The sequence below is a fragment of the Mycolicibacterium austroafricanum genome (assembly GCF_902705885.1).
Lineage (GTDB): Bacteria > Actinomycetota > Actinomycetes > Mycobacteriales > Mycobacteriaceae > Mycobacterium > Mycobacterium vanbaalenii_A.
Map to the genome: position 1 here is coordinate 46,304 of NZ_CACSIP010000032.1, position 19,607 is coordinate 65,910.

The 19,607-nt window shown below is 65.5% G+C and carries 21 protein-coding genes and 2 pseudogenes; 14 read left to right on the forward strand and 9 right to left on the reverse strand.

What is annotated here, in order from left to right; genetic code table 11:
- Positions 1-40: 40 nt before the first annotated feature.
- Positions 41-1,489, reverse strand: coding sequence for a peptide MFS transporter (locus BEMPMBAN_RS20360; protein WP_159233066.1), 1,449 nt, complete (start codon positions 1,487-1,489; stop codon positions 41-43).
- Positions 1,490-1,662: 173 nt separating this feature from the next.
- Here BEMPMBAN_RS20360 and BEMPMBAN_RS20365 point away from each other — a divergent pair, with 173 nt between their 5' ends.
- The 5 genes from BEMPMBAN_RS20365 to BEMPMBAN_RS20385 all read left to right on the forward strand — a co-directional run bounded on the left by BEMPMBAN_RS20365 (position 1,663) and on the right by BEMPMBAN_RS20385 (position 5,674).
- Entirely contained in the window at positions 1,663-2,553 is an 891-nt protein-coding gene (locus BEMPMBAN_RS20365; protein ID WP_159233067.1) for an alpha/beta fold hydrolase, read from the forward strand.
- A 35-nt stretch (positions 2,554-2,588) separates the two neighbouring features.
- Positions 2,589-3,080, forward strand: coding sequence for a DUF427 domain-containing protein (locus BEMPMBAN_RS20370; protein WP_159233068.1), 492 nt, complete (start codon positions 2,589-2,591; stop codon positions 3,078-3,080).
- On the forward strand, positions 3,074-3,913 hold the full coding sequence (locus BEMPMBAN_RS20375) for an adenylate/guanylate cyclase domain-containing protein (RefSeq protein WP_159233069.1): 840 nt from the start codon (positions 3,074-3,076) through the stop codon (positions 3,911-3,913). The genes BEMPMBAN_RS20370 and BEMPMBAN_RS20375 overlap by 7 nt, the downstream gene beginning before the upstream one ends.
- A 105-nt stretch (positions 3,914-4,018) precedes the next feature.
- A complete protein-coding gene (locus tag BEMPMBAN_RS20380; RefSeq protein WP_200846063.1) occupies positions 4,019-4,180 on the forward strand; it encodes a hypothetical protein in 162 nt (53 codons plus the stop codon).
- Positions 4,181-4,435: 255 nt separating this feature from the next.
- Entirely contained in the window at positions 4,436-5,674 is a 1,239-nt protein-coding gene (locus BEMPMBAN_RS20385) for an ICP22 family protein (protein ID WP_200846059.1), read from the forward strand.
- Positions 5,675-5,676: 2 nt separating this feature from the next.
- Here BEMPMBAN_RS20385 and BEMPMBAN_RS20390 read toward each other — a convergent pair whose 3' ends face one another.
- The 3 genes and pseudogenes from BEMPMBAN_RS20390 to BEMPMBAN_RS33205 all read right to left on the reverse strand — a co-directional run.
- A complete protein-coding gene (locus tag BEMPMBAN_RS20390; RefSeq protein ID WP_234897602.1) occupies positions 5,677-6,078 on the reverse strand; it encodes a hemerythrin domain-containing protein in 402 nt (133 codons plus the stop codon).
- Positions 6,056-6,202: a hypothetical protein gene (locus BEMPMBAN_RS32780; protein WP_234897603.1), complete on the reverse strand. Its 147-nt coding sequence runs from the start codon at positions 6,200-6,202 to the stop codon at positions 6,056-6,058. The genes BEMPMBAN_RS20390 and BEMPMBAN_RS32780 overlap by 23 nt, the downstream gene beginning before the upstream one ends.
- 15 nt (positions 6,203-6,217) lie before the next feature.
- A pseudogene (locus tag BEMPMBAN_RS33205) lies at positions 6,218-6,316 on the reverse strand (thiol-disulfide oxidoreductase); the annotation flags it as partial.
- Between the two features lie 153 nt (positions 6,317-6,469).
- Between BEMPMBAN_RS33205 and BEMPMBAN_RS20400 the strand changes: the two are divergent.
- Positions 6,470-6,904 carry a PPOX class F420-dependent oxidoreductase gene (locus tag BEMPMBAN_RS20400; protein WP_159233070.1) on the forward strand — a complete coding sequence of 145 codons (435 nt, stop codon included), beginning with the start codon at positions 6,470-6,472 and terminating at the stop codon, positions 6,902-6,904.
- On the opposite strand, the gene BEMPMBAN_RS20405 is transcribed toward BEMPMBAN_RS20400, so the two are convergent.
- Positions 6,901-7,893, reverse strand: coding sequence for a GGDEF domain-containing protein (locus BEMPMBAN_RS20405; protein ID WP_159233071.1), 993 nt, complete (start codon positions 7,891-7,893; stop codon positions 6,901-6,903). The two genes, BEMPMBAN_RS20400 and BEMPMBAN_RS20405, sit on opposite strands and share 4 nt — an antisense overlap.
- 107 nt (positions 7,894-8,000) lie before the next feature.
- On the opposite strand from BEMPMBAN_RS20405, the gene BEMPMBAN_RS20410 reads away from it, so the two are divergent.
- Positions 8,001-8,267, forward strand: coding sequence for a hypothetical protein (locus BEMPMBAN_RS20410; protein WP_234897604.1), 267 nt, complete (start codon positions 8,001-8,003; stop codon positions 8,265-8,267).
- Positions 8,268-8,322: 55 nt separating this feature from the next.
- On the opposite strand, the gene BEMPMBAN_RS20415 is transcribed toward BEMPMBAN_RS20410, so the two are convergent.
- Together BEMPMBAN_RS20415 and BEMPMBAN_RS20420 are read right to left on the reverse strand one after the other, a co-directional pair.
- Complete coding sequence (locus BEMPMBAN_RS20415) at positions 8,323-9,258, reverse strand: NADP-dependent oxidoreductase (protein WP_159233073.1); 936 nt, start codon at positions 9,256-9,258, stop codon at positions 8,323-8,325.
- 127 nt (positions 9,259-9,385) lie between these two features.
- Complete coding sequence (locus BEMPMBAN_RS20420; RefSeq protein ID WP_234897605.1) at positions 9,386-9,940, reverse strand: cupin domain-containing protein; 555 nt, start codon at positions 9,938-9,940, stop codon at positions 9,386-9,388.
- 242 nt (positions 9,941-10,182) lie between these two features.
- Here BEMPMBAN_RS20420 and BEMPMBAN_RS20425 point away from each other — a divergent pair, with 242 nt between their 5' ends.
- Entirely contained in the window at positions 10,183-10,794 is a 612-nt protein-coding gene (locus BEMPMBAN_RS20425) for a TetR family transcriptional regulator (RefSeq protein ID WP_159233074.1), read from the forward strand.
- Positions 10,795-10,819: 25 nt separating this feature from the next.
- On the opposite strand, the gene BEMPMBAN_RS20430 is transcribed toward BEMPMBAN_RS20425, so the two are convergent.
- Positions 10,820-11,929, reverse strand: a complete 1,110-nt coding sequence (locus BEMPMBAN_RS20430; protein WP_159233075.1) for an FAD-dependent monooxygenase — start codon at positions 11,927-11,929, stop codon at positions 10,820-10,822.
- Between the two features lie 71 nt (positions 11,930-12,000).
- Here BEMPMBAN_RS20430 and BEMPMBAN_RS20435 point away from each other — a divergent pair, with 71 nt between their 5' ends.
- Positions 12,001-12,612, forward strand: coding sequence for a TetR/AcrR family transcriptional regulator (locus BEMPMBAN_RS20435; protein ID WP_200846060.1), 612 nt, complete (start codon positions 12,001-12,003; stop codon positions 12,610-12,612).
- On the opposite strand, the gene BEMPMBAN_RS20440 is transcribed toward BEMPMBAN_RS20435, so the two are convergent.
- Positions 12,574-13,224, reverse strand: coding sequence for a TetR/AcrR family transcriptional regulator (locus BEMPMBAN_RS20440; protein WP_159233076.1), 651 nt, complete (start codon positions 13,222-13,224; stop codon positions 12,574-12,576). The genes BEMPMBAN_RS20435 and BEMPMBAN_RS20440 overlap by 39 nt on opposite strands.
- Before the next feature lie 61 nt (positions 13,225-13,285).
- On the opposite strand from BEMPMBAN_RS20440, the gene BEMPMBAN_RS20445 reads away from it, so the two are divergent.
- The 5 genes and pseudogenes from BEMPMBAN_RS20445 (at position 13,286) to BEMPMBAN_RS20465 (ending at position 19,537) form a co-directional block, all read left to right on the forward strand.
- A complete protein-coding gene (locus BEMPMBAN_RS20445) occupies positions 13,286-15,283 on the forward strand; it encodes an FAD-dependent monooxygenase (RefSeq protein ID WP_200846061.1) in 1,998 nt (665 codons plus the stop codon).
- 281 nt (positions 15,284-15,564) lie between these two features.
- Entirely contained in the window at positions 15,565-16,893 is a 1,329-nt protein-coding gene (locus BEMPMBAN_RS20450) for a pyridoxal phosphate-dependent decarboxylase family protein (protein WP_200846062.1), read from the forward strand.
- 604 nt (positions 16,894-17,497) lie between these two features.
- Positions 17,498-18,052 (forward strand): annotated as a pseudogene (locus BEMPMBAN_RS20455) (site-specific integrase); the annotation flags it as partial.
- A 65-nt stretch (positions 18,053-18,117) separates the two neighbouring features.
- Positions 18,118-18,771 (forward strand): type IV toxin-antitoxin system AbiEi family antitoxin domain-containing protein, encoded by a 654-nt coding sequence (locus tag BEMPMBAN_RS20460; RefSeq protein WP_159233077.1) that lies wholly within the window; start codon positions 18,118-18,120, stop codon positions 18,769-18,771.
- Positions 18,761-19,537, forward strand: a complete 777-nt coding sequence (locus tag BEMPMBAN_RS20465) for a nucleotidyl transferase AbiEii/AbiGii toxin family protein (protein WP_159233078.1) — start codon at positions 18,761-18,763, stop codon at positions 19,535-19,537. The genes BEMPMBAN_RS20460 and BEMPMBAN_RS20465 overlap by 11 nt, the downstream gene beginning before the upstream one ends.
- Positions 19,538-19,607: the final 70 nt, after the last annotated feature.

Consider the following 19,607-nt stretch of genomic DNA (forward strand, 5'->3'; position numbering starts at 1 on the left):
TTGCTAGACATAATCGAGAAAGTGTTCACTGGGATGAGAGTCAGTGCACACCCTCCATCTGGCGACTGATCCACCCTGCGATCACGAACACGACCAGGCCGGCGGCGACCGCGACCCCGCCGAGGATGCCGAAGTAGGCAACCTCGCGGGACGGCTCGTAGTAACCGGCCAGCACACCCGACATGGCCGTCCCGAGGCCCACCGAGAAGAAGTACAGCGCCATCATCTGTGCGCGGAACGCATCCGGCGCCAACTTGGTGGTCACCGACAGGCCGATCGGCGACAGCAGCAGCTCGGAGACCGCGAACACCGCCATGATCGCCATCACGAGCAGCGCCGGCACCGCGGAGATACCGGCCAGTGGAACGAAGCACAGGAAGGCCAGGCCCATACCGATCACGCCGTAGGCGAACTTGTGTGGTGTGGTGGGCGCCCGTTTGCCGAGCCGTGTCCAGACGATCGCGAACACCGGCGACAGCACGATGATCCACACCGGTTCGATCGATCCGATCCAGTTCGCCGGTGCGGTCCAGCCGAAGATCGACCAGTTCATCCGCTCGTCGGAGTACACCGCCAGCACGGTGAAGATCTGCTGGAACAGCGACCAGAAGATGGCGTTGGCGATGAACAACGGGATGAACGCACGCACCCGAACGCGTTCCGGCACAGTGACCTTGGCACTGGTCAGCATGATGGCGAAGTAACCGATCGAGGCGACCACGATGACGCCGGTGGTCACCTGGGACAGGTTGGCCAACGTGATGAGCTCCAGCACGACAGCGACGCCGATCACCAGCAGCCCGGCAACCATGACCGCGATGGTCTTGGTGATTGCACTGCGCGGCAACGGGTTCGGCACGTGACGGCCGTGCTCACCCAGGTTGCGCCGGAATATCACGTACTGGGTCAGACCCAGTGCCATTCCGACGGCCGCGGCGCCGAACCCCCAATGGAAGCCGATGCGGGTCTGCAGCAGGCCGGTGAGCAGCGGGCCGACGAACGCGCCCAGGTTGATGCCGAGGTAGAACAGCGTGAACCCGCCGTCGGCCCGCGGGTCCCCCTTGCCGTACAGCGTGCCCAGCAGCGACGAGGCGTTCGCCTTCAGCGCACCCGAACCCAGCGCTACGCACACCAGGCCCACGCCGACACCGACCAGACCCGGCAGCACCGCGAGCCCGATGTGGCCGATCATCACCACGACACCGCCGTAGAACACGGTGCGTTCCATGCCCAGTAGCCGGTCGGCGACCCACGCACCCAGCACGGTGGACAGGTACACCAGGCCGCCGTAAGCGCCGACGATGCCGGTTGCGGTGCTCTGCGGCAGGCCGAGCCCGCCGTCGGTCACCGAGTAGTAGAGGTAGTAGCCGAGGATGGTGAGCATCCCGTAGAACGAGAACCGCTCCCACAGTTCGACGCCGAAGAGGTTGGTCAACCCGATCGGATGACCGAAGAAGGTGCGCGGGTGCTCCTGCTCGCGGATTGTCATGCCGATACCTTGCACCTTCCCCGCCCCGCGCGCGGCGATTGTGGAGGCAAGTTGCATGCGGTCGTGTGACACGAAGAGACTGAGGTCGGCGACGTGAGCATGCCGACTGTCGCCCTATGTGACCGTCGTCGTCTGTAACCATGGGGTGAGTGGTCCCAGAGGAGACGCCGCACATGAGCGAACTGAAGTTTTTGGAGCTGCACGGCGATCGCGTCGCCTACCAGGACGCCGGCGCCGGTGACGAGGCGTTGTTGCTGATCCACGGAATGGCCGGGAGTTCGGAGACATGGCGGGCGGTGATCCCGCCGCTGTCGAAGAAGTACCGCGTGATCGCACCCGATCTGCTGGGGCACGGGCAATCCGCCAAACCCCGCAGCGACTACTCGCTGGGCGCGTTCGCGGTGTGGCTGCGAGATTTGCTGGACGAACTGAAGGTCTCCCGCGCCACGGTCGTCGGCCAGTCGCTCGGCGGTGGTGTGGCAATGCAGTTCGCCTACCAGCACCGCGACTACTGCGCGCGGCTGGTGCTGATCAGCAGCGGCGGCCTGGGCCCGGACGTCGGGTGGACGCTGCGTCTGCTGTCCGCCCCGGGCGCCGAGCTGCTGCTGCCGGTCATCGCACCGCCTCCGGTGGTCACCGCCGGCAACAAGCTGCGCTCGTGGTTCTCGGCAAGCGGCATCCAATCCCCGCGCGGTGCGGAGATGTGGAGCGCGTACTCGTCGCTGGCCGACTCGAAGACACGGCAGGCGTTCCTCAAGACGCTGCGCTCGGTGGTCGACTATCGCGGCCAGTCTGTGAGCGCGCTGAACCGACTGCACCTGACATCCGACCTGCCCACCCTGGTGATCTGGGGCGACCAGGACAAGATCATCCCGATCGAGCACGGCTACGCCGTCCACGATGCGCAGCCCGGATGCCGCCTCGAGGTGTTGGGCGGAGTGGGTCACTTCCCCCACGTCGAACGCCCCACCGAGGTGTCAGAGCTGATCGACGACTTCATCACGACGACGAACCCGTCGCCCGAGGCGGTGCTCTCGCCGGTGCCGGAGCAGACCGACAACTGAGCCCCGGGCACGGTCCGATCCCTACACTCGGCGACATGCCCGTTCCCGACAAACCTCGCCGCGGACAAGAGTCGGTGTGGGACTACCCCCGACCACCCCGGTTGGAGGAGTTCGCCGGCTCGATCACCGTCGAGTTGGGCGGTCTGGTCGTCGCCGCCACGGACCGGGCCTGGCGGGTGCTCGAGACCAGCCACCCGCCCACGTACTACCTGCCCCAGGAGTGCTTCGGCGACGGCGTCCTGCGCGCGGCCCAGGGATCGTCGTGGTGCGAGTGGAAGGGGCGGGCCAGCTACTTCGACCTGGTCACGCCATCGGTCGTCGCACCGCAGGCGGCGTGGACCTACTTGAAGCCGACGCGTCCGTTCGCCGACATCGCGGGTGCCCTCGCGGTGATGGCCGCGCAGGTGGACCGGTGCACCGTCAACGGTGAAGAGGTGGTGCCGCAGCCGGGCGGTTTCTACGGCGGATGGATCACCAGTCGGGTCGCCGGTCCGTTCAAGGGTGTGGCGGGCTCGATGGGATGGTGACCCCGGACTGGGTCACCGTCGCGCTGGTGGTCGTCGTCGTGCTGCAGTTCGTCGGGCTGGTCGCGCTCGGTGTCTGGCTCATCGTGTCGCGGCGGACGCTGGCCGACGCCCGCAGGCAACTCCGCCGACACCGCGACGCCGCACCACATCGGCCCCGCCGCAGGCCGGTCGGTGTCGCGCCCCGCGCGGTGCGCACCGTGGTGCACACCCTGCAGGGTGCGGATTCGCTCATCCGCAAGGGCATCGTCGGATCGGTACGAAGCTCGGTGGAGGACCTCGCCGGGTGGGCGAGGGTGGAACGGCCTGACCTCGCCCGCATCACCGCCGACGGCCGCGTGGTGCTGGTCTTCTCTGACATCGAGGGTTCGACCGAGCGCAACGAATCGCTCGGCGACCGCGCGTGGGTGAAAGTCCTGGAACGGCACAACGACCTGATCGAACGGCGGGTTGCCGGCCATCAGGGCTACGTCGTGAAGAACCAGGGCGACGGTTTCATGATCGCCTTCGCCCGCCCCGACGAAGCGCTGCGCTGCTGCGTCTCGGTGCAGCAGGCGCTGCGAGCCGAGCCGGAACGCTATGACGGCATCCGGGTGCGCATCGGTGCGCACGCGGGCTCCTCCGTCCGTCGCGGCGACGACCTGTTCGGCCGAGATGTCGCGATGGCGGCGCGGATAGCGGATCTGGCCGACGGCGGCGAGATCCTCGTCAGCCAGGCGCTGCGGGACTCGGTCGACGACGCCGACGTCAGGTTCGGCGATCCCATCGACGTGGAGTTGAAGGGTCTCAACGGTACGCAGACGGTGTACGCGGTCGGGATTCCCGCTGGTCACTGACCCAGCAGCGGTGTTTCTGAAATCGGCTGCCGGGCCGGAACGTTTGAATTTGACGGATGTGGCAACTCTGTCCCGGCAGTTGTAAACACTACGTACCGGATCGGATTGACCATGATTGTGCTCGGCATCATCCTCCTGTTGATCGGCTACTTCACCAGCCTCTCGATCCTCTACACCATCGGCGGAATCCTCGTCGTGATCGGCATCGTGCTGTGGATCCTGGGCGCAGTCGGCAAGCCCGTCGGCGGACGAAAAGTCTGGTTTTAGGACCGCGACGTCTCAACGTCGCGGGCTGCCCGGGTAGTCGACGGGTGATCCGCGCCATGTGACGGCCGAATTTCTTCCGAAAGGCGCGGGGTGTTCGCACCCCGCGCCTTTCCGTGTGTGCGGAGCACGAGACCAACGCCGCGGTTGGTTGCTCACTGGATCGCGCCCGCGGGTCGCCGTGTATTTCCCCGTTCATCTGCGCTCGAGCGCGTAAATTGAGCGCGGGCGGGTGTTGACAAGCAGTGGGGATCCGGGATGAGACGTTCTACGCGCACGATCCTGACGACCGGTATCGCGGCGTTGTCGGTCGGTGCCCTGGTGACGACCCCGTCGCTGCCGCCGGAGTCCTTGCGGACCGTCCTCGGCTTCCGACCGGTCACCTTGGCGACCGAGATCACCCAGCCCACGTCGGGCGTGTCGGTGACGAGGGTTTCGGACGCCGAGTTGGAGACCGCCCTGGCGCTCATAGAACAGCTCGCCCCGGTGACCGACGGCAGATTGGTCACCGTCGGTATGGGTGGTCACGACGGACCGGGCGCCGCCACTGTCGCACCGGCGAAGTCGGATGACACCGGGCCGGCGGACAGCCCGGCCGATGCGCAGACGATCGACGATCCCGCCCCGCTCAACGCGGCGTCGGACCTCATCGACGGCGTCTACTCGTTCACCCGGTACTGGGCCAACTACGTCTCGCTGGAACTCGGTCCCTGGCTGATCAACTGGATCCCGTTCGGATACCTGATCTCCGATCAGATCTACATCTGGTATCCGGACTTCGTCCTTCCCGTGGTCGACAGCTTCGTCTACGACTTCCTCGATCCGGTGGTCAACAACCCCCTGGACCTCGGGGTGTGGATCAACGGCATCGGCGACATCATCAACACCGCCGTCACCGGGGTCTACAACGGCATCGTCAGCGAGATCGACTACGTGCTGAGCTTCGGCTGGTTCCCGATTCCGCTGCCACCGCTGCCGGACTTCCCGCTGCCCGGACTGACCTCGGACTCGGCGGTCACCGCGACCGCGCTGACCGCCGACGACCTCGGCGCACCGGCCACTGATGCCGTAGACGATGCCCCCGCTGCGGAAGATGCTGGGACGGAGGACGCCGGCGAGGAGGCCACCGAGGATGGCGCCGAGGATGGCGGCGCCGAGCTGCCGGCCACGGAAGATCCGGGTGAAACGGTCGTCGACGATACCGAGGCACCGGCGGAAGCGAAGCGGCACGACGGCGCCGATGCTCCCGTCGACGACGTGGACGAGGGCGCCGAGATCGACGAAGAATCCACCGAGGTGGACGAGGAAGCCGATGACCCCGCGGCCGAGGTCAGCGAGGATGCACCGGAAGGCGCCGCCGACGAGCCCGACACCACCGACGCCGATCAGTCCGGCGACGAGGACACCGCGTCCGACTCAAGCGAGCAGTCCGACTCAAGCGAGGCGTCCGGCGACGAAACCGGCGGCGACACCGACTCTTCCGAGTCGGACGACTGACCTCACGAGTTCTGCTCGATGTAGCTGTCCGCGTCCCGGTCCCGGCCGCTGATGCCCCGACCCGCCTGATGTTCGGCATAGAAGCGCAGCCACTGCATTCCCAGCTCGTGGCGCAGGTCCAGAGACGCACTCTTGATGAAGTCGGGCATGGCCTCGCGCTCTTCCTCGTCGAGGTGCACGCCGTTCTCCTTGCGCGCGGCGATCACGGCCTCGAACCACGCTTCGCTGCCCGGGGCGTGCTGACGTGACCGGCGCACCGCGTCGCGGATGGAATTGTGGTCGGTGATGGCGTCTTCGGTTTCATCCTCGGGGTCACCTTCGGGGTTGCCCGGGTGGTCCCTGCCCCCGTGCTTGAGCAACGCCGGGTAGAACACCGACTCTTCAGCGTCGGCGTGAGTGTCCAAACGGGTGCTGAGGACATCCCAGATCGCCGCGAGTTCCTCGGCGGTAGCGGCCGTCGTCGAGACGGAAGAACTCCCGGCGCAGCCAGTCGTGGTCGGCGTAGATCAGCTCGATAATGTCCGCCATGGTTGCTCCCTACCTCCCCCGGGGGTCCAGGCGCAGGATCGTCTGCACCGCACCGTTGCAGAATCCGCACACCCCGTCGTAGAGCAGCACCGGTACCGTTGCCGAGGCCGCCATGGTCAGCGGGCTGTGTCTGGTCGCGTGTGTCTGTCACCGGATCCTTCTTTCTCGCCTGCGGTTGGCATTCCCCGCCCTGCCGCGGGCCAACCAGCATGTGAGCGATTCGACGGTGCGCGGCAGCGCGGGGAGATCGGATGCATAGTGAGGAGGATGTCGGACCAGTCCCCCACCACTGACGAGCTTGCCCGCCGTGTCGGCGAGGCGAAATTCGTATCTCTGGTGACCTACAAGCGCGACGGCAGCGCGGTGGGGGCGCCGATGTGGGTGGCGCAGGACGGGCCTGACCTCGTCGCGTGGACGCCGACGGAGGCGTGGAAGGTCAAGCGGGTGCGTCGCGATCCGCGCGTCGTGCTGATCCGCTCGGGCCGCGCCGGGAAAGTTGACCCCGTCGAGCCCAGCCTGCTGGGGACCGCGGTCGTCGAGGACGCCCCGGAGACAGTGGCGAGGGTCGAGCAGTTGATGCGCCGCAAGTACGGCCTCGAGTTCATCCTCATCACGACGATCGAGGCGGTGGTGGCCCGTGGCCGCAAACCCCGGGTCGTGCTGCGAATGTCGCCGCAGCAGGTGGAGTCCAAGGGCGTCTAGCGTGGCGCGGCGTCCGCCCCGCCTTGTCGCAGGGGGCGCCCGCGACCCTGGTAGAGGGCGGCGTCGGCCTGTGCGTACAGATCGGCGACGTCGGCCTCGATCGAGGTCTGCGTTGCAGCCCCGTAACTGACCCCCGGCGTCTGCCGTTCGACGTCGCGGCGGAACTGCTCGACAACCTCGGGTTTTTCCCCGGCGATGCAGACGGCGAACTCGTCGCCGCCGAGTCTGGCCAGGACAGCCTGCCGGGGAACGGCCCGTCGCCAGCGGTGCGCGTACTCCACGATGCGACGGTCCCCGGCTTGATGTCCGTAGGTGTCGTTGATCTGTTTGAGGCCGTCGATGTCGAGGACCACAACCGTGACCGCGGTGGACGTCTCGCGTGAGCGGCTCAGCAGGTCCGCCGTGCCGATCTCCCACCCCGCGCGATTGAGCAGGCCGGTCAACGGGTCGGTGCAGGCCGCGGTGAACATCGCGCGTACCAGCAGGCCGAATGACTCTGCGGCGCCGACGATCGCGACGGCGATGATGAGAAACGTGATCACGCCGACGTGCGGCGCCGGGGCGACGGCGACGGCCACCACGCAGGCGACGGTGAGGGCGGCGATCAGGACCCACGCCTGCCGAGTCGGGTGGAACGCCCGGATGTACATCGCCAGGAACATCGGGGCGATCAGGCAGACGTACTCGGCGGTGATCGAGATATGGAACGCCATGACGATGGGGGTCGCCGCCATCGCCGCGACGGTGGCCAACCCGAACCGGTCCGGCTTGACGGCCAGATAGACCAGCGCCGAGAGTCCGAGGACGATGGCGATGATTCCCCCGACCGGGTTGCCGTAGGCGATGTCGGTGCGCACCGGGAACAGCGTGAAGACCACACCGTAGGTGTAGAGGAAAGTGGTTGCGCCCAAATAGATCCGCAACAGCCGCACGCGCTGCCTGCCGAGAACGTTGCTGCCTGCGCCGGCGAGCGAACTGAGGCGGTACATGAGGTCAACCTGCCTGGCGGCTGAGGTGGCCGTCAACCGGAGGGGCGCCGGCTGCACTACAGTCGGCCGTGATGGGAAAATTAACAGTACTGACAATTGGACTCGCCGTGAGTCTGGCGTTCGCTCCGGCTGCGGCCGCCGATACCGGCGGTGTGCCGTTCGCGCAGTTCGCGGGCACCTATGCAACGCCTGTACCGCAACAGCAAGGCTCGTGTGACCCCAACTATTCGGGCGCCTGCGTGCCGATCGACAGCGATGTCGATTGCGCTGGCGGTAGCGGTAACGGTCCGTCCTACGTTTCAGGTCCTGTGACTGTCGTCGGCGAGGACATCTACGGCCTTGATCGCGACGGTAACGGCACCGGTTGCGAATAGCCGCCATCGGCAGCGCGGGCTCGTAGGACAACCCCGTTGCGGCCGGCCAGTTACGTCAGCCTGTGGTGATGATGAGTTTGCCGCCCTTGGGAGTGTGGTGGCATTCGAGCTCGGTGAGTGCTGCGATGGCGTCGCTGAGCGGCACCGTCTGAGCGATCGGTAGCCGCAGCGTTCCCTTTGCGCAGGCTTGCGCGAGCTCTGCCAGGTCCGCGGCGTCGTGGTGGGCGATCAACACGTTGTAGGGACCAGGTAGGAAACTTTTGATGAACTTCGCAGCAGAAGGGACGATATCGACGATGCGGCCTCCGGACTTGAGCAGCATCCGCGCCGTCGCCGGCGCAAGCGTACCCACGGTGTCGAAGACAATGTCGAATTGACCCGTCAATGTAGTTGGGATGGAGTCGAATTCGACGATCGGGTCGACGCCGAGGTCGCCCGCATCCGGAAAGCCACTGATGCGGCAGCTGCCGCCCACCGACGCGGCACCGCGCTCTGAGGCGATCTGGACGGCGGCTCGCCCGACTCCACCGAGACAGCCGTGCACGAAGACCGCTTGTCCTGCTTGCAGTTTCCCTTTGGTGACCAAAGCCTGCAGGGCGGCGAGCCCGATCGTGGGAATCGCAGAAGCTTCCTCGAAGGACAGCTCTGCGGGCTTCTTGGCAATTCCCGTCTCGCTGGCGACCACCACCTCGGCGAACGCGCCGCCCGTCTTGATCTGCGACCCGCCGAACACGTGGTCGCCGACAGTGAACAGGGTGACACCCGGCCCAACAGCCTCGATGACACCGGAGAAGTCGTGGCCCACTGCCTGGGGAAATTTGCGGCCGGTCACCAGCTTCATCTCGCCTCTGCGGATCTTCCAGTCGAGCGGGTTGGCCGCGGCTGCACGTACACGGACCGACACCTCGCCGGGACCGGGACTGGCGGGCTCGAAGTCTTCCAAGCGCATCACCTCGGGCCCGCCATATTGGTGGTACTGGATGCGCTTCATCGTCGCGGCCCGCCCTCGCCGCCGACGAGTGGAGTTTCTTTCATGGTGTCCTTCAGTTCGGTCAGAGGTGATTCGCGCCTACGTGATGTGTTGGGGCCGAGTCTGATTGCTCGACCAGCAGCCTTGCCTAGTGCGCGGTGGGATCGGCGACCGAGAGGTCCCAGGTTCCCTCGGCGATGTCAGCGAGACGCTGCAGGTAGGCCTCCCGCATTTCCTGCGAGGTCGCCATGCGCTCCCTGTCCAACACCGGAGCTGCGGCGTCTGCCGGCGGAAGGGTCTGAGCCGTTGCCTCGGCGCCGTAAAACGGAAGGTGATCGTCGAAACCGCCCGGAGCGTAGAAGTTCAGCAGTCGCGCATCCTCGTCGGAGACGACACGGAACGAGTGCCTGGTGGATTTCGGAACCCAGACTGCAGATCCCGATCCTGCACGCACGATGTCTTCGTCGGGGCCGACCTTCAACTCGAGCTCGCCGGAGAGGACGTAGAAGCCCTCTGCTTGGCGCTCGTGGACGTGCGCCGGCGGCCCGAGTCCGGCGGGAACGATCTGCTCGAGCAGCGTGAACTCGCCGAGTGTCTGGTCTGCCGACATCAGGATGTTCCACAGCCCGCCGCGATACCAGTATGCGGGCGATTGTCCTGCCTGCCCGACGAATGCGCTGGCGGCCCTGTCAGCGGTTACCACGAGGCGCCCTGTCTTGGCCTTCTGCACAACGAATTTCGGGGGCGGACAGAGTCGCACTATGTCTGTAATTCACGGGGTCCGTTTCCTCACTGGTCGCTGTTGTCTCGGCGTGACATCACCGTAGCACTAATGTCGCGGCGTGACATCAAGAAGATGACCGGGCTGCACGACCTGCGTCACCCGACGTCGCCGTCGACCCTGCGTTGTGTCACGGCCTGCACTCGTGGCGGTAGCATCGCAGCGTGCCTCGGTGGGAACACGGCAGCCAAGAACGCCTCAAGCAGGCCGCCATGGAGCTGTTCGAGGAGCAGGGGTTCCAGGCCACCAGCGCCGTCCAGATCGCGAAGCGGGCGCGCGTCACCACCCGGACCTTCTTCCGGTACTTCTCAGACAAGCAATCAATACTGTTCGTTGACGCCGATTCAATGCGCGCGGCGCTCATCCAGAGAATCCTCGATGACGCTGACGTCGCAGAGCCGCTGCAGGCGGTGACGCGTGCCCTGGTGGGGTTCGACTGGGAAGGTCTGGGCCCACGCGAATCTCAGCGTCAACGAGACGCGATGATCACCGCGGACCCGGACCTACTCGAACGTGAGCTCAACAAGCAACACCAGATGGCCGACGGGTTCAGCCGTGCACTACAGCAAGTCGGGGTCGATATGCGTACTGCAGAACTCGCGGCTCGGGTGGGGATCCAGGTGTTCCAGATGGCCTACCGGCAATGGCTGACCGCCGACGACAACACCGAATTGGCCACGACGATGGAAGCTTCGATGTCGACCCTCGCCGCGATCGTGCCCGCCAAACCCCGGCCGCGACGATCACGATCCACTTCGAGAGTCACGCCAAGCTGAGTCGCCCTGGGCTGAACACGCTGTCTTATGGCGCCCCGGGTTGGGCGAGCTGGCGATTGCGTGCGTCGATAGCTTCCTGAGTGGCGGGAACGATCAGGTCCCCGCCCGCACCGACCGTGCCCTGGGCGTAGGTGACATGCGGGCGCTGCGCACGCTCATATTGGGCGAACGCCGCATCCAGGTCGTCGGCGTTCTCGGTCAATGCCTTTGCCAGCAGCCATGTTCCAGTGATCGCCAGGCTGGTTCCCCGCCCGGACATCGGGGACGCGCAGTGGGCAGCGTCGCCGACGAGGACGACCCGTCCCCGATGCCACGATGGCATGTCGATCTGGCTCACGGAGTCGAAGTACAGTTCCGGATCACGGCATGCCGCGTCGAGCAGTTCGGGCACCCGCCACCGGCCATGCCCACCGAATTCCTCGGTGAGGATCCGCTTCTGGGCGTCGAGGTCCTGGTAGTCGTAGTCGATCCAGGATGAGCGGAAGGTCAGCACCGCCAACGCCACGTCGCGATATGTGAGAATCCCAGCCATGTGCCCCGGGAAGTTGTAGATCGGGTTGGGGGCATCCGTCGGGTGGTACTGCGGCACATTCGCCAAGGCGGTGTAGAAGCCGAGATGACGCAGGTACTGGCGCTCGGGCCCGAAAATAAGCCGGCGGGTCGCAGAGTGCAGACCGTCAGCGCCCACCACGAGGTCGTAGCGGACCCGCTCACCACTGGCGAACAGAACGTCGACACCTCGACCGTCATCGTGGAGTTCGGTGATGGAATCGCCGAACTCCAACGCCACTGACGGGCCGAGGGCATTGCGCAGCACGTGCGCCAAGTCTTCTCGTGGGATTTCGGTGTCCTCAGCCGTGTCGTTGATCTGGGCGAGCGGTAGATCGACCACCCGGTCGCCGTTGCCGTCGACGAAGCAACTGCGTTCCGTCATGTCGACCTTCCGGGCCTTGATCTCATCGAGAACACCCATCTGCCGGGCAACGGCCAGCGACTCGCCGCGAAGGTCGATCGGCGATCCGTTGACCCGAAGATGTTGTGCCCGTTCGACGATGGTGACGTCATGGCCCGCGTTGCCCAGGTTGATGCCCGCAGCCAGCCCGGCCATGCCCGCGCCGGAAACCAGAATGCGCATCGGTAAGCCTCCTCGGAGATAGGATCCACTGTGTATCCAACGAACGGTAACCATCATCCTTAGGAAACGCAATGTCTCTTACCTCTGACGCCGTACCGCAGCGTCGCCGCGGTCCCGCGCTGGAGAACGCACTTCTGGCCGCGGCCTGGGACGAACTGAATGAGCGCGGTTACGACGACTTCACCGTCGATGGCGTCGCCGCCCGGGCCCGCACCAGTCGCGCTGTGCTGTACCGGCGCTGGCCGGGAAAGCCGGAACTGGTGCACGCCACGTTGATTGCCGCGATCAAAAAAGATTCGGTCACAGTGCCGGACACCGGCAGTTTGCGCGGCGACGTGATCGATCTGCTACGGCAGGCCAACAGCCAACGCGGCCATCTCGCCGTCACCGTCATCACCCGGCTCGGTGGTTTCTACCGCGACACCGGCACCAACCTCGCCGACCTGCGCGACGCGCTGGAGGGCGAGCTCGGCGTCACCATGGACGACCTCATCGCCCGCGCTGTCGCCCGCGGAGAGATCCGGCCCGACCAGATCAACGGCCGCATTGCGCAGCTACCCGCCGACCTGCTTCGTCACGACCTACTGTTCACGCAGGCACCCCTGACCGATGACGCCATCGAGGAGATTGTCGACGTGGTGTTCTTACCGCTCGTCCGACTCGGCGGCGACGACAACATCTAGATCCGCGCCGTTGACGCCCGCTGGGGGGCGTGCTGACGTTCCGATACCATGCTCAAGCAGGTCGAAGATCGCGTCGAGCGAGGCGCGCGGCGCCTGGTCGTAGCCGATGAACTCGGGCAGCTCGAGAACGAAACGGGCGACGGCGCGGGCCTGCGGATCGCAGGACTCGCGACCAAGCTCGGCGGCGACGGCCTCGGCCAACGCGGGTTCGCAGCGTACCCACAGCTTGCGTGAATAATCGCGCAGCGCAGGCGTGTTCATGATCAGCTCAGTGAGCGCACGGAAGCGCGGCGACGGGTCTACGGCGAACGGCCCTCGGGCGGCCATGAATTCACGCAATGCGTCGAGCACGGTTTGCCCCGACGGTCGATCCTGGACGGCGGCCAGCAGACCTGCCATGCGTTCGACTCCGTCGTCGAACATGACGGCCTCCTTACCGCCGGGAACGTGGTTGAACAGCGTCGGTACCGAAATGTCGACGGCGTCGGCGATGTCCTTGACGCTCACGGCGTCGTATCCCTTCGCCAGAAAAAGGCGCCTCGCGGCGTCGGCAAGCTCACGACGCGTCTGGGCCTTTTTTCGAGCTCGACGACCTTCGACTGCTTCCGGCACGCACTCATCGTAATCCTACTACTTAATCGACACAAAACATTTATCGAGTTAAGGTTGAGTCATGGAGCATATGCCCATCGAATCGACACCCGTACTCGTCGTGGGAGGCAGCCTTGTTGGGCTGTCGGCGGCGGTGTTCCTCGCGTCCCACGAGCTGCCGGTCGTGCTGATCGAACGGCATGTCGACAGCGCGGCGCACCCGCGCGCGATCGGCTACACCACCCGAACGCTCGAGCTGTTCCGCGCGGTGGGCATCACGCTTCCCGACGCTGCGAACGACGGGCCGCCGCGGCGCGCCCGCGTCGAAAGTCTTGCCGGAAGGTGGCTGGAGGAGTTCCCGTGGACGCCGCCGCCGCGGCGCCCAGAGGTCGACTACTCTCCGGCCAAGGCAACGGCGATCGCCCAGGACCGGCTCGAACCGATCCTGCGCAATCGGGCGGGCGAGCTCAACGTTGACCTGCGGCTCGGCACCGAGTTGGTGTCTTTGAGTCAGGACAACGGCGGAGTGACGGCCATGGTGCGGCGCCGGGAGCACGGCACGCACGCCGTGATTCGCGCGTCGTACGTGATCGCAGCCGATGGCGCCACCAGCCCGATCCGCGAAGCGCTGGGCATCGCGCGCAGCGGGCGCGGACTGCTCTCTGTACAGACAAGCATCCTGTTTCGGGCGCCGCTGGAGCGCTACCTTGCACGTGGCGTCATGCAGTTCGAGATCAGCAGGCCCGGCTTCGACGCGTTCCTGACCACCTACGGCGACGGCCGCTGGGTGCTGATGTTGCCCGACGAAGTCGACCGTTCCGAGCAGGAGCAGCGCGCGCTGATCCGCACTGCCGTCGGCGACCCGAACCTACCGGTCGAACTCATCACCACCGGACGTTGGGAACTGGCCGCCCGCATTGCTGACAGCTTCGGCGACCGACGAGTGTTTTTGGCCGGAGACGCTGCGCACCAATTGCCACCCAACCGCGGCGGATACGGAGCGAACACCGGCATCGAGGACGCACACAACCTGGCCTGGAAGCTCGCCGCGGTCCTGGCCGGACATTCGAGGACCGATCTACTCGACACCTACGACGCCGAACGCCGTCCTGTCGCGTGGCTGCGCCACGACCAGATTTTCGCCCGCGCGGACTACAGGGCCCACCTGACAGCCGAGAACAGCGCTGTCGAGATTCTCGACGACGTCGCGGTGGAGCTCGGGCATCGCTACCAGTCCTCGGCGCTGCCGATCCAAGACGGTCTCCAGCTGGCTCGCCGCCCCGACGAGTGGTGCGGCCAGCCCGGTACGCGCGCACCGCATCTGCCCATTACCGTGTGCGGCGAAGACAGGTCCACCCTCGACCTGTTCCACCGCGGGTGGGTCGTGCTCACGCTGGATGACGCGTGGCGCGACGCGAGCGCGAATGCCGCACGCAATACCGCGATCACCGTTGAGGTCGTCGTGATCGGCGCGGACGGCGTGCGAGTCGACTCAGGCCGCTTGGCCACCGCCTATGGACTCGGCCCCACCGGCGCCACCCTGGTTCGCCCCGACGGCTACGTGGCGTGGCGGTGCGCCGACGCTCCGGCCGATCGCGCGGCGGCCCTTGCCACCGCTTTGCACGTCGCCGCCAAGTCCACTCGAACTCCGCGCCGGAGCCAACTCGACGATCTCGAAGCGATCAAGGCCCTCACCGCCCGATACAGCGACGCCGTAAACCACGGCTACGGCGACAAATGCTGTGACCTGCAAGCACTTTCGGAAGTTTTTGCGCCCGACGCCATCTTCTTCGGCGCTGACGGAGACACTCCAGTGCGCGGCCGCGCTGCCATACTCGCCGAAGTGCCGAAGGCCACTGCGCCGGTCACCTTCGCCATGCATGCGTACCTCAACCCCATCGTCACCCTTACCGGCGACACCGCCGACGCCACCTGGCTGCTGTGGGTGGCGTCCGTACACGATGACCAACCGGGGATCGCCTTCCTCGGCGCTCGGCTCACGTACATCCACGATGGCAGGCGATGGCAGATCCACACCGTCCGAACGCAACCAGGGTTTCGGCTACCTGCGCCTACCTAGGGTCCTGAGTCGCTAGAGTGGCGGCAGTGGTTTCCGATGCGCGCCATGATTTGGTCGGCGATTTGCTTCCAGACATACGGCCAGGTTGTGGTACCAGCTGTCGAGGACACCCTTGACGTAGATCTTCTGTTCTAGGTTGTCGATTTTGGGCGGTGATGATGGGCTGTGCGGAAAGTCCCGGCGCACAAGAGGGTGCTCGGACATGGTCAAATACTTCCCCCGGTTGGCAGAACCAATTACGGATACTTCTTGATCGGACTGCCGGACTCGCCGGAGATTACTTGACGAGCCTGGCCACCCGCCGTGCAGGCGCCATCACCAACTACGAGGACACTGTGACCCGTTTGGGTGGTGGTCTTCCCCAGCAGGGGACGGATGCTTTGGCCGTGGTAGAGCAACTGGCGTCGGTACTCGGTCCAGCAACGGTCGCAAGTGCGGGCCCGCGATATTTCGGGCTTGTTGTTGGAGGGTCCCTGCCTGCCGCGCTCTGTGCCGACTGGCTCGTCTCTGCATGGGATCAAACGGCCTACAGCCGGGTTTCCTCTCCTGCCGGCGCAGCTATCGAAGAAGTCGCGGAACGCTGGGTAATCGAGGCCCTGGGATTGCCCGCTACTGCTGCGGTCGGGTTTGTCACCGGCGCCACGGCGGGAAACCTTGTGGGTCTCCTAGCAGCACGTCACACGCTCTTGGCTCGGCGCGGATGGGCCGTCGAGGAGGATGGGCTGTTCAACGCTCCCCCCGTTCGGGTGCTCGTGGGAGAAGAGGTCCACCCCTCCGTGTTGTCGGCGCTGCGGATTTCTGGACTAGGAGCGGCTCGCGTTGAGCGCGTTCCAGTGGACGATCAAGGTGCAATGCGGGCCGAATCACTTGAAGTCATGCTCGCCACCAACGTCGAGCCGGTCGTCGTCTGCGCCCAAGTAGGAAACGTCAACTCGGGTTCGTGCGATCCAATCGCCCAGATCGTGAACCTCACTCACGCCTGTGACGGCTGGGTTCACGTTGATGGCGCTTTTGGTCTTTGGGCGGCGGCCTCGCCGCAGTATCGAGGGCTGGTCGCTGGCGTCGAGCGAGCTGATTCTTGGGCGACAGACGCCCATAAGTGGCTCAACGTGCCCTACGACTGCGGTTTGGCCATCGTGGCAGAGCCCAACGCCACCAAGGCCGCCTTGCACGCCAGCACGAGCTATCTGACCTCTTCCGATGGCCGCGAGCCGGGCGATCACGTTCTAGAGATGTCGCGACGTGCACGTGCAGTCCCGGTCTATGCCGCGCTGCGGTCCCTGGGGCGCGAGGGCCTCAGTAAACTCGTCGAAGATTGCTGCCATCATGCGCGGCGGCTGGCGGCAACGATGGCCGCGGTCGAGGGAGTCACGGTACTGAATGCCGTCGTTCTCAACCAAGTGCTGCTGCGATTCATTGATGATGCCACCACCTATCGTGTCATCGATCAGGTTCAGCGCGGCGGCGAAGTGTGGTTAGGGCCGACGGTGTGGCGGGGCAAGGCCGCTGCGCGCGTGTCGTTCTCGAACTGGTCGACGAATGAGGCCGACGTCGACCGCCTGTCCGCCGTGCTCACTCACTCGCTCGCCGAGGTCGAGCCGGAATCATGAATGTGGACTAGCGCGTGTTTCGGGTGTTTCGGCTGAGAATTAGGGCATATCGCGGGTTTCAGCTGCTCACCGATGGTCAGTGGTCATTGATTGAAGAGCGTCGCTAACCCCACCAGTTACACGCTCACATACTCGTGTCGATCACGAGAGTGCCCCCGCATCCCGGCGGACGAAGCCTCGGCGGAACTTTCCACCACGGCACCGTCACCGTCTCCCCCGCCTCCAGAGCATTCAGCAGATGCCTCGGGCGGTGCAGATGGCCGTAGCCGAGGCAAGGTTCACCGCGAGGTAGCTGCTTTGCTGGACCGCACGGTCATGAACGACGAATAAGCGTCGACTCGCCGTGTGCAGCGGGTGGAAAATAACCTCTGCCGTGGGGCTGACGTGGGGCGGGCGGGGCTCGAACCCGCGACCAATGGATTCGGTTTTGGCCGTTCTCGGAGCACGCGTACCAAGCGGGTTATTTCCCAGCGGCACATAGCCTTCCGGCTCGCGCGAACCTCGCCCAGATCGACCGGTTCTCGCCGATTCTGGCCGATTCTCGATCAATTTCGTTGAATATTCGATGGCGAAATGTGTCTGGACATAACCCGCAAATCGGGACGACCCGATCACCCTGCTCGTCGCCACAGGCCTGCGCCGCTCCGAGCTCCTGGGCCTGAGGTGGGCGGACTTCGACGAGAAGGCCGGCATACTTGCAGTCGCCGGGAAGGTCATCCGCGTGACCGGACAGGGGCTGATGCGGGTCGATGAGACTAAGTCGACCGCAGGACGGCGGACCCTTCCGCTGCCGAAGTTCGCGATCGAAATGCTGCAGAAGCGTAGACATCTGCCGTACTTCGGAGAACAGACGGTGATCTTCCCCTCCACGGCAGGCACGCTGCGTGACCCCAACAATTTCGCAAAGGAATGGCGCACGGCACGAGAGGAACTCGGTCATGGGGACGCCACCACTCACAGCTTCCGGAAGACTGTCGCGACACTGATCGACGACGAAGGATTGTCTGCCCGTATCGGCGCGGATCACCTTGGGCACAGTCACGTGAGCATGACTCAAGACCGCTATATGAGCCGCGGCCGTATTCACACCCAGGTTGCCGATTTGCTCGATCGCGCCGTGCGTGAAGGCCATGACGATGACGAAACCAGCACAGATTGACCTTGCGCTTAGAGTACGCATTTCGTACTCTATAGGAGTACGAAATGCGTACTTGAGGAGTGAATGTGGCACCAACCCGCAGCACGCCGATTCCTGCCGCCCTAGCACAGGCTCCGCTGCGGACGATCCGGCCACGCGATGCCGGCGCTGTGTATGCCCATCCCCGGACCCAGCTGGTCCGACTGGCCGACCACGGTCTGCTCCACCGCCTCGCCGACGGCTACTACGTTGTCGTTCCTCAGGACATGGTGGGGCGCCGGTGGATGCCGGACCTGGAGGCCGCCGCCGCGGGAATTGCCACAACGATCTACGGCCATGACGACATCGTCGTCATGGGACTCAGTGCCGCACGCCTGCACGGAGTCCTCCCGCGCGCCGTGGCAACCGCAATCGTGGCAGTGCCACGCCGACACCATCCCATCGCGCTGACCGATCGGCCCGCCGTGGTGCGGTTCGTCCAGCGCGAGATCGGCCGCCTCGACGCCGAGCGCATAGGCACCGACCTGGGGCCAGCGTTAGTGACCACGCCCGAACAGACAGTCCTGGACCTGGCCCACCGCCCAACCCTCGGCGATAACGAATCCGACGTTCCTAACGCGGTCGCCGCCCTTTACTCACGCAGCGACAAGAAGCGCCTTCAGCGCCTCGCCACCGAACAGCGGCGCCTGGCCTCCCTGCGCCGGGCGGAAGACTGGGCGGGGGTTGCCCATGGATCCTGACGAACGTGACTCGGTCGCAACACAGTTCGGCGTCTCCACCGAACAAGTTGAGCGGGACCACCTCATTTCCCACATCCTCGCGTTCCTCAGCCGTGAGTTCGGCGACCGGGTCCACTTCATCGGCGGCACCGCCCTCGCCCGCACCCACCTCCCCGACGGACGGCTGAGTGAGGACATCGACCTCATCGCCATCGGCAGCCGCAAAGAGGTAGCCAACGAGCTCGACGCCACACTCCCCCGCGCCGTCGCGCGCACCCACGGCAGGCTGACCGTCGAACCCGCACTCAGCGTCACTGCAGACACCCTGCCGGTGCTGTTGCGTCCCTCGGACGGACGCCCGGTCCGCCTTCAATTGCTGTCCGCACGCGACCGGGTCGTCTGGCCGACGGAACGCCGCGCTCTATTCCAGCGCTATGCCGACGCGCCCACTTCTGAACTGCTTGTGCCAACGCTCCCTGCGTTCGCGGCGTCGAAGACGGCGACATGGACGGACCGGCACGCAGCCCGCGACCTATGGGACCTGTGGGCACTGAGCCGGGTCGGCGCTATCGACCCGGACGCCGCCGCACTGTTTCGGCGATACGGACCGACCAACAAGGCGCCAACACAGCGCATGTTCGACCGGGCCCCGTCGGATGCCGAGTGGCAGGCGCAGCTGGCCGGACAGACCCGCCTCAACGTCTCCGCTGCCGAAGCGCTCGTCGCGGTGCGCGAAGCTTGGCGGCAAGCCGTACGACCTGCGAAGACCGTCATAAACGGTGAATAAACGATGAGTTCCAAGAATTGATCTTGAAAAACACCCTCTGAAGTGGGGCTGGTGGGGCTGGNGGGGCGGG

Bases quoted from the DNA above. Each gene is read 5' to 3' on its own strand.
- BEMPMBAN_RS20360 (WP_159233066.1), bottom strand. From the start codon at position 1,489: ATGACAATCCGCGAGCAGGAGCACCCGCGCACCTTCTTCGGTCATCCG.
- BEMPMBAN_RS20365 (WP_159233067.1), top strand. From the start codon at position 1,663: ATGAGCGAACTGAAGTTTTTGGAGCTGCACGGCGATCGCGTCGCCTAC.
- BEMPMBAN_RS20370 (WP_159233068.1), top strand. From the start codon at position 2,589: ATGCCCGTTCCCGACAAACCTCGCCGCGGACAAGAGTCGGTGTGGGAC.
- BEMPMBAN_RS20375 (WP_159233069.1), top strand. From the start codon at position 3,074: ATGGTGACCCCGGACTGGGTCACCGTCGCGCTGGTGGTCGTCGTCGTG.
- BEMPMBAN_RS20385 (WP_200846059.1), top strand. From the start codon at position 4,436: ATGAGACGTTCTACGCGCACGATCCTGACGACCGGTATCGCGGCGTTG.
- BEMPMBAN_RS32780 (WP_234897603.1), bottom strand. From the start codon at position 6,202: ATGGCGGACATTATCGAGCTGATCTACGCCGACCACGACTGGCTGCGC.
- BEMPMBAN_RS20400 (WP_159233070.1), top strand. From the start codon at position 6,470: ATGTCGGACCAGTCCCCCACCACTGACGAGCTTGCCCGCCGTGTCGGC.
- BEMPMBAN_RS20405 (WP_159233071.1), bottom strand. From the start codon at position 7,893: ATGTACCGCCTCAGTTCGCTCGCCGGCGCAGGCAGCAACGTTCTCGGC.
- BEMPMBAN_RS20415 (WP_159233073.1), bottom strand. From the start codon at position 9,258: ATGAAGCGCATCCAGTACCACCAATATGGCGGGCCCGAGGTGATGCGC.
- BEMPMBAN_RS20430 (WP_159233075.1), bottom strand. From the start codon at position 11,929: ATGCGCATTCTGGTTTCCGGCGCGGGCATGGCCGGGCTGGCTGCGGGC.
- BEMPMBAN_RS20435 (WP_200846060.1), top strand. From the start codon at position 12,001: ATGTCTCTTACCTCTGACGCCGTACCGCAGCGTCGCCGCGGTCCCGCG.
- BEMPMBAN_RS20445 (WP_200846061.1), top strand. From the start codon at position 13,286: ATGGAGCATATGCCCATCGAATCGACACCCGTACTCGTCGTGGGAGGC.
- BEMPMBAN_RS20465 (WP_159233078.1), top strand. From the start codon at position 18,761: ATGGATCCTGACGAACGTGACTCGGTCGCAACACAGTTCGGCGTCTCC.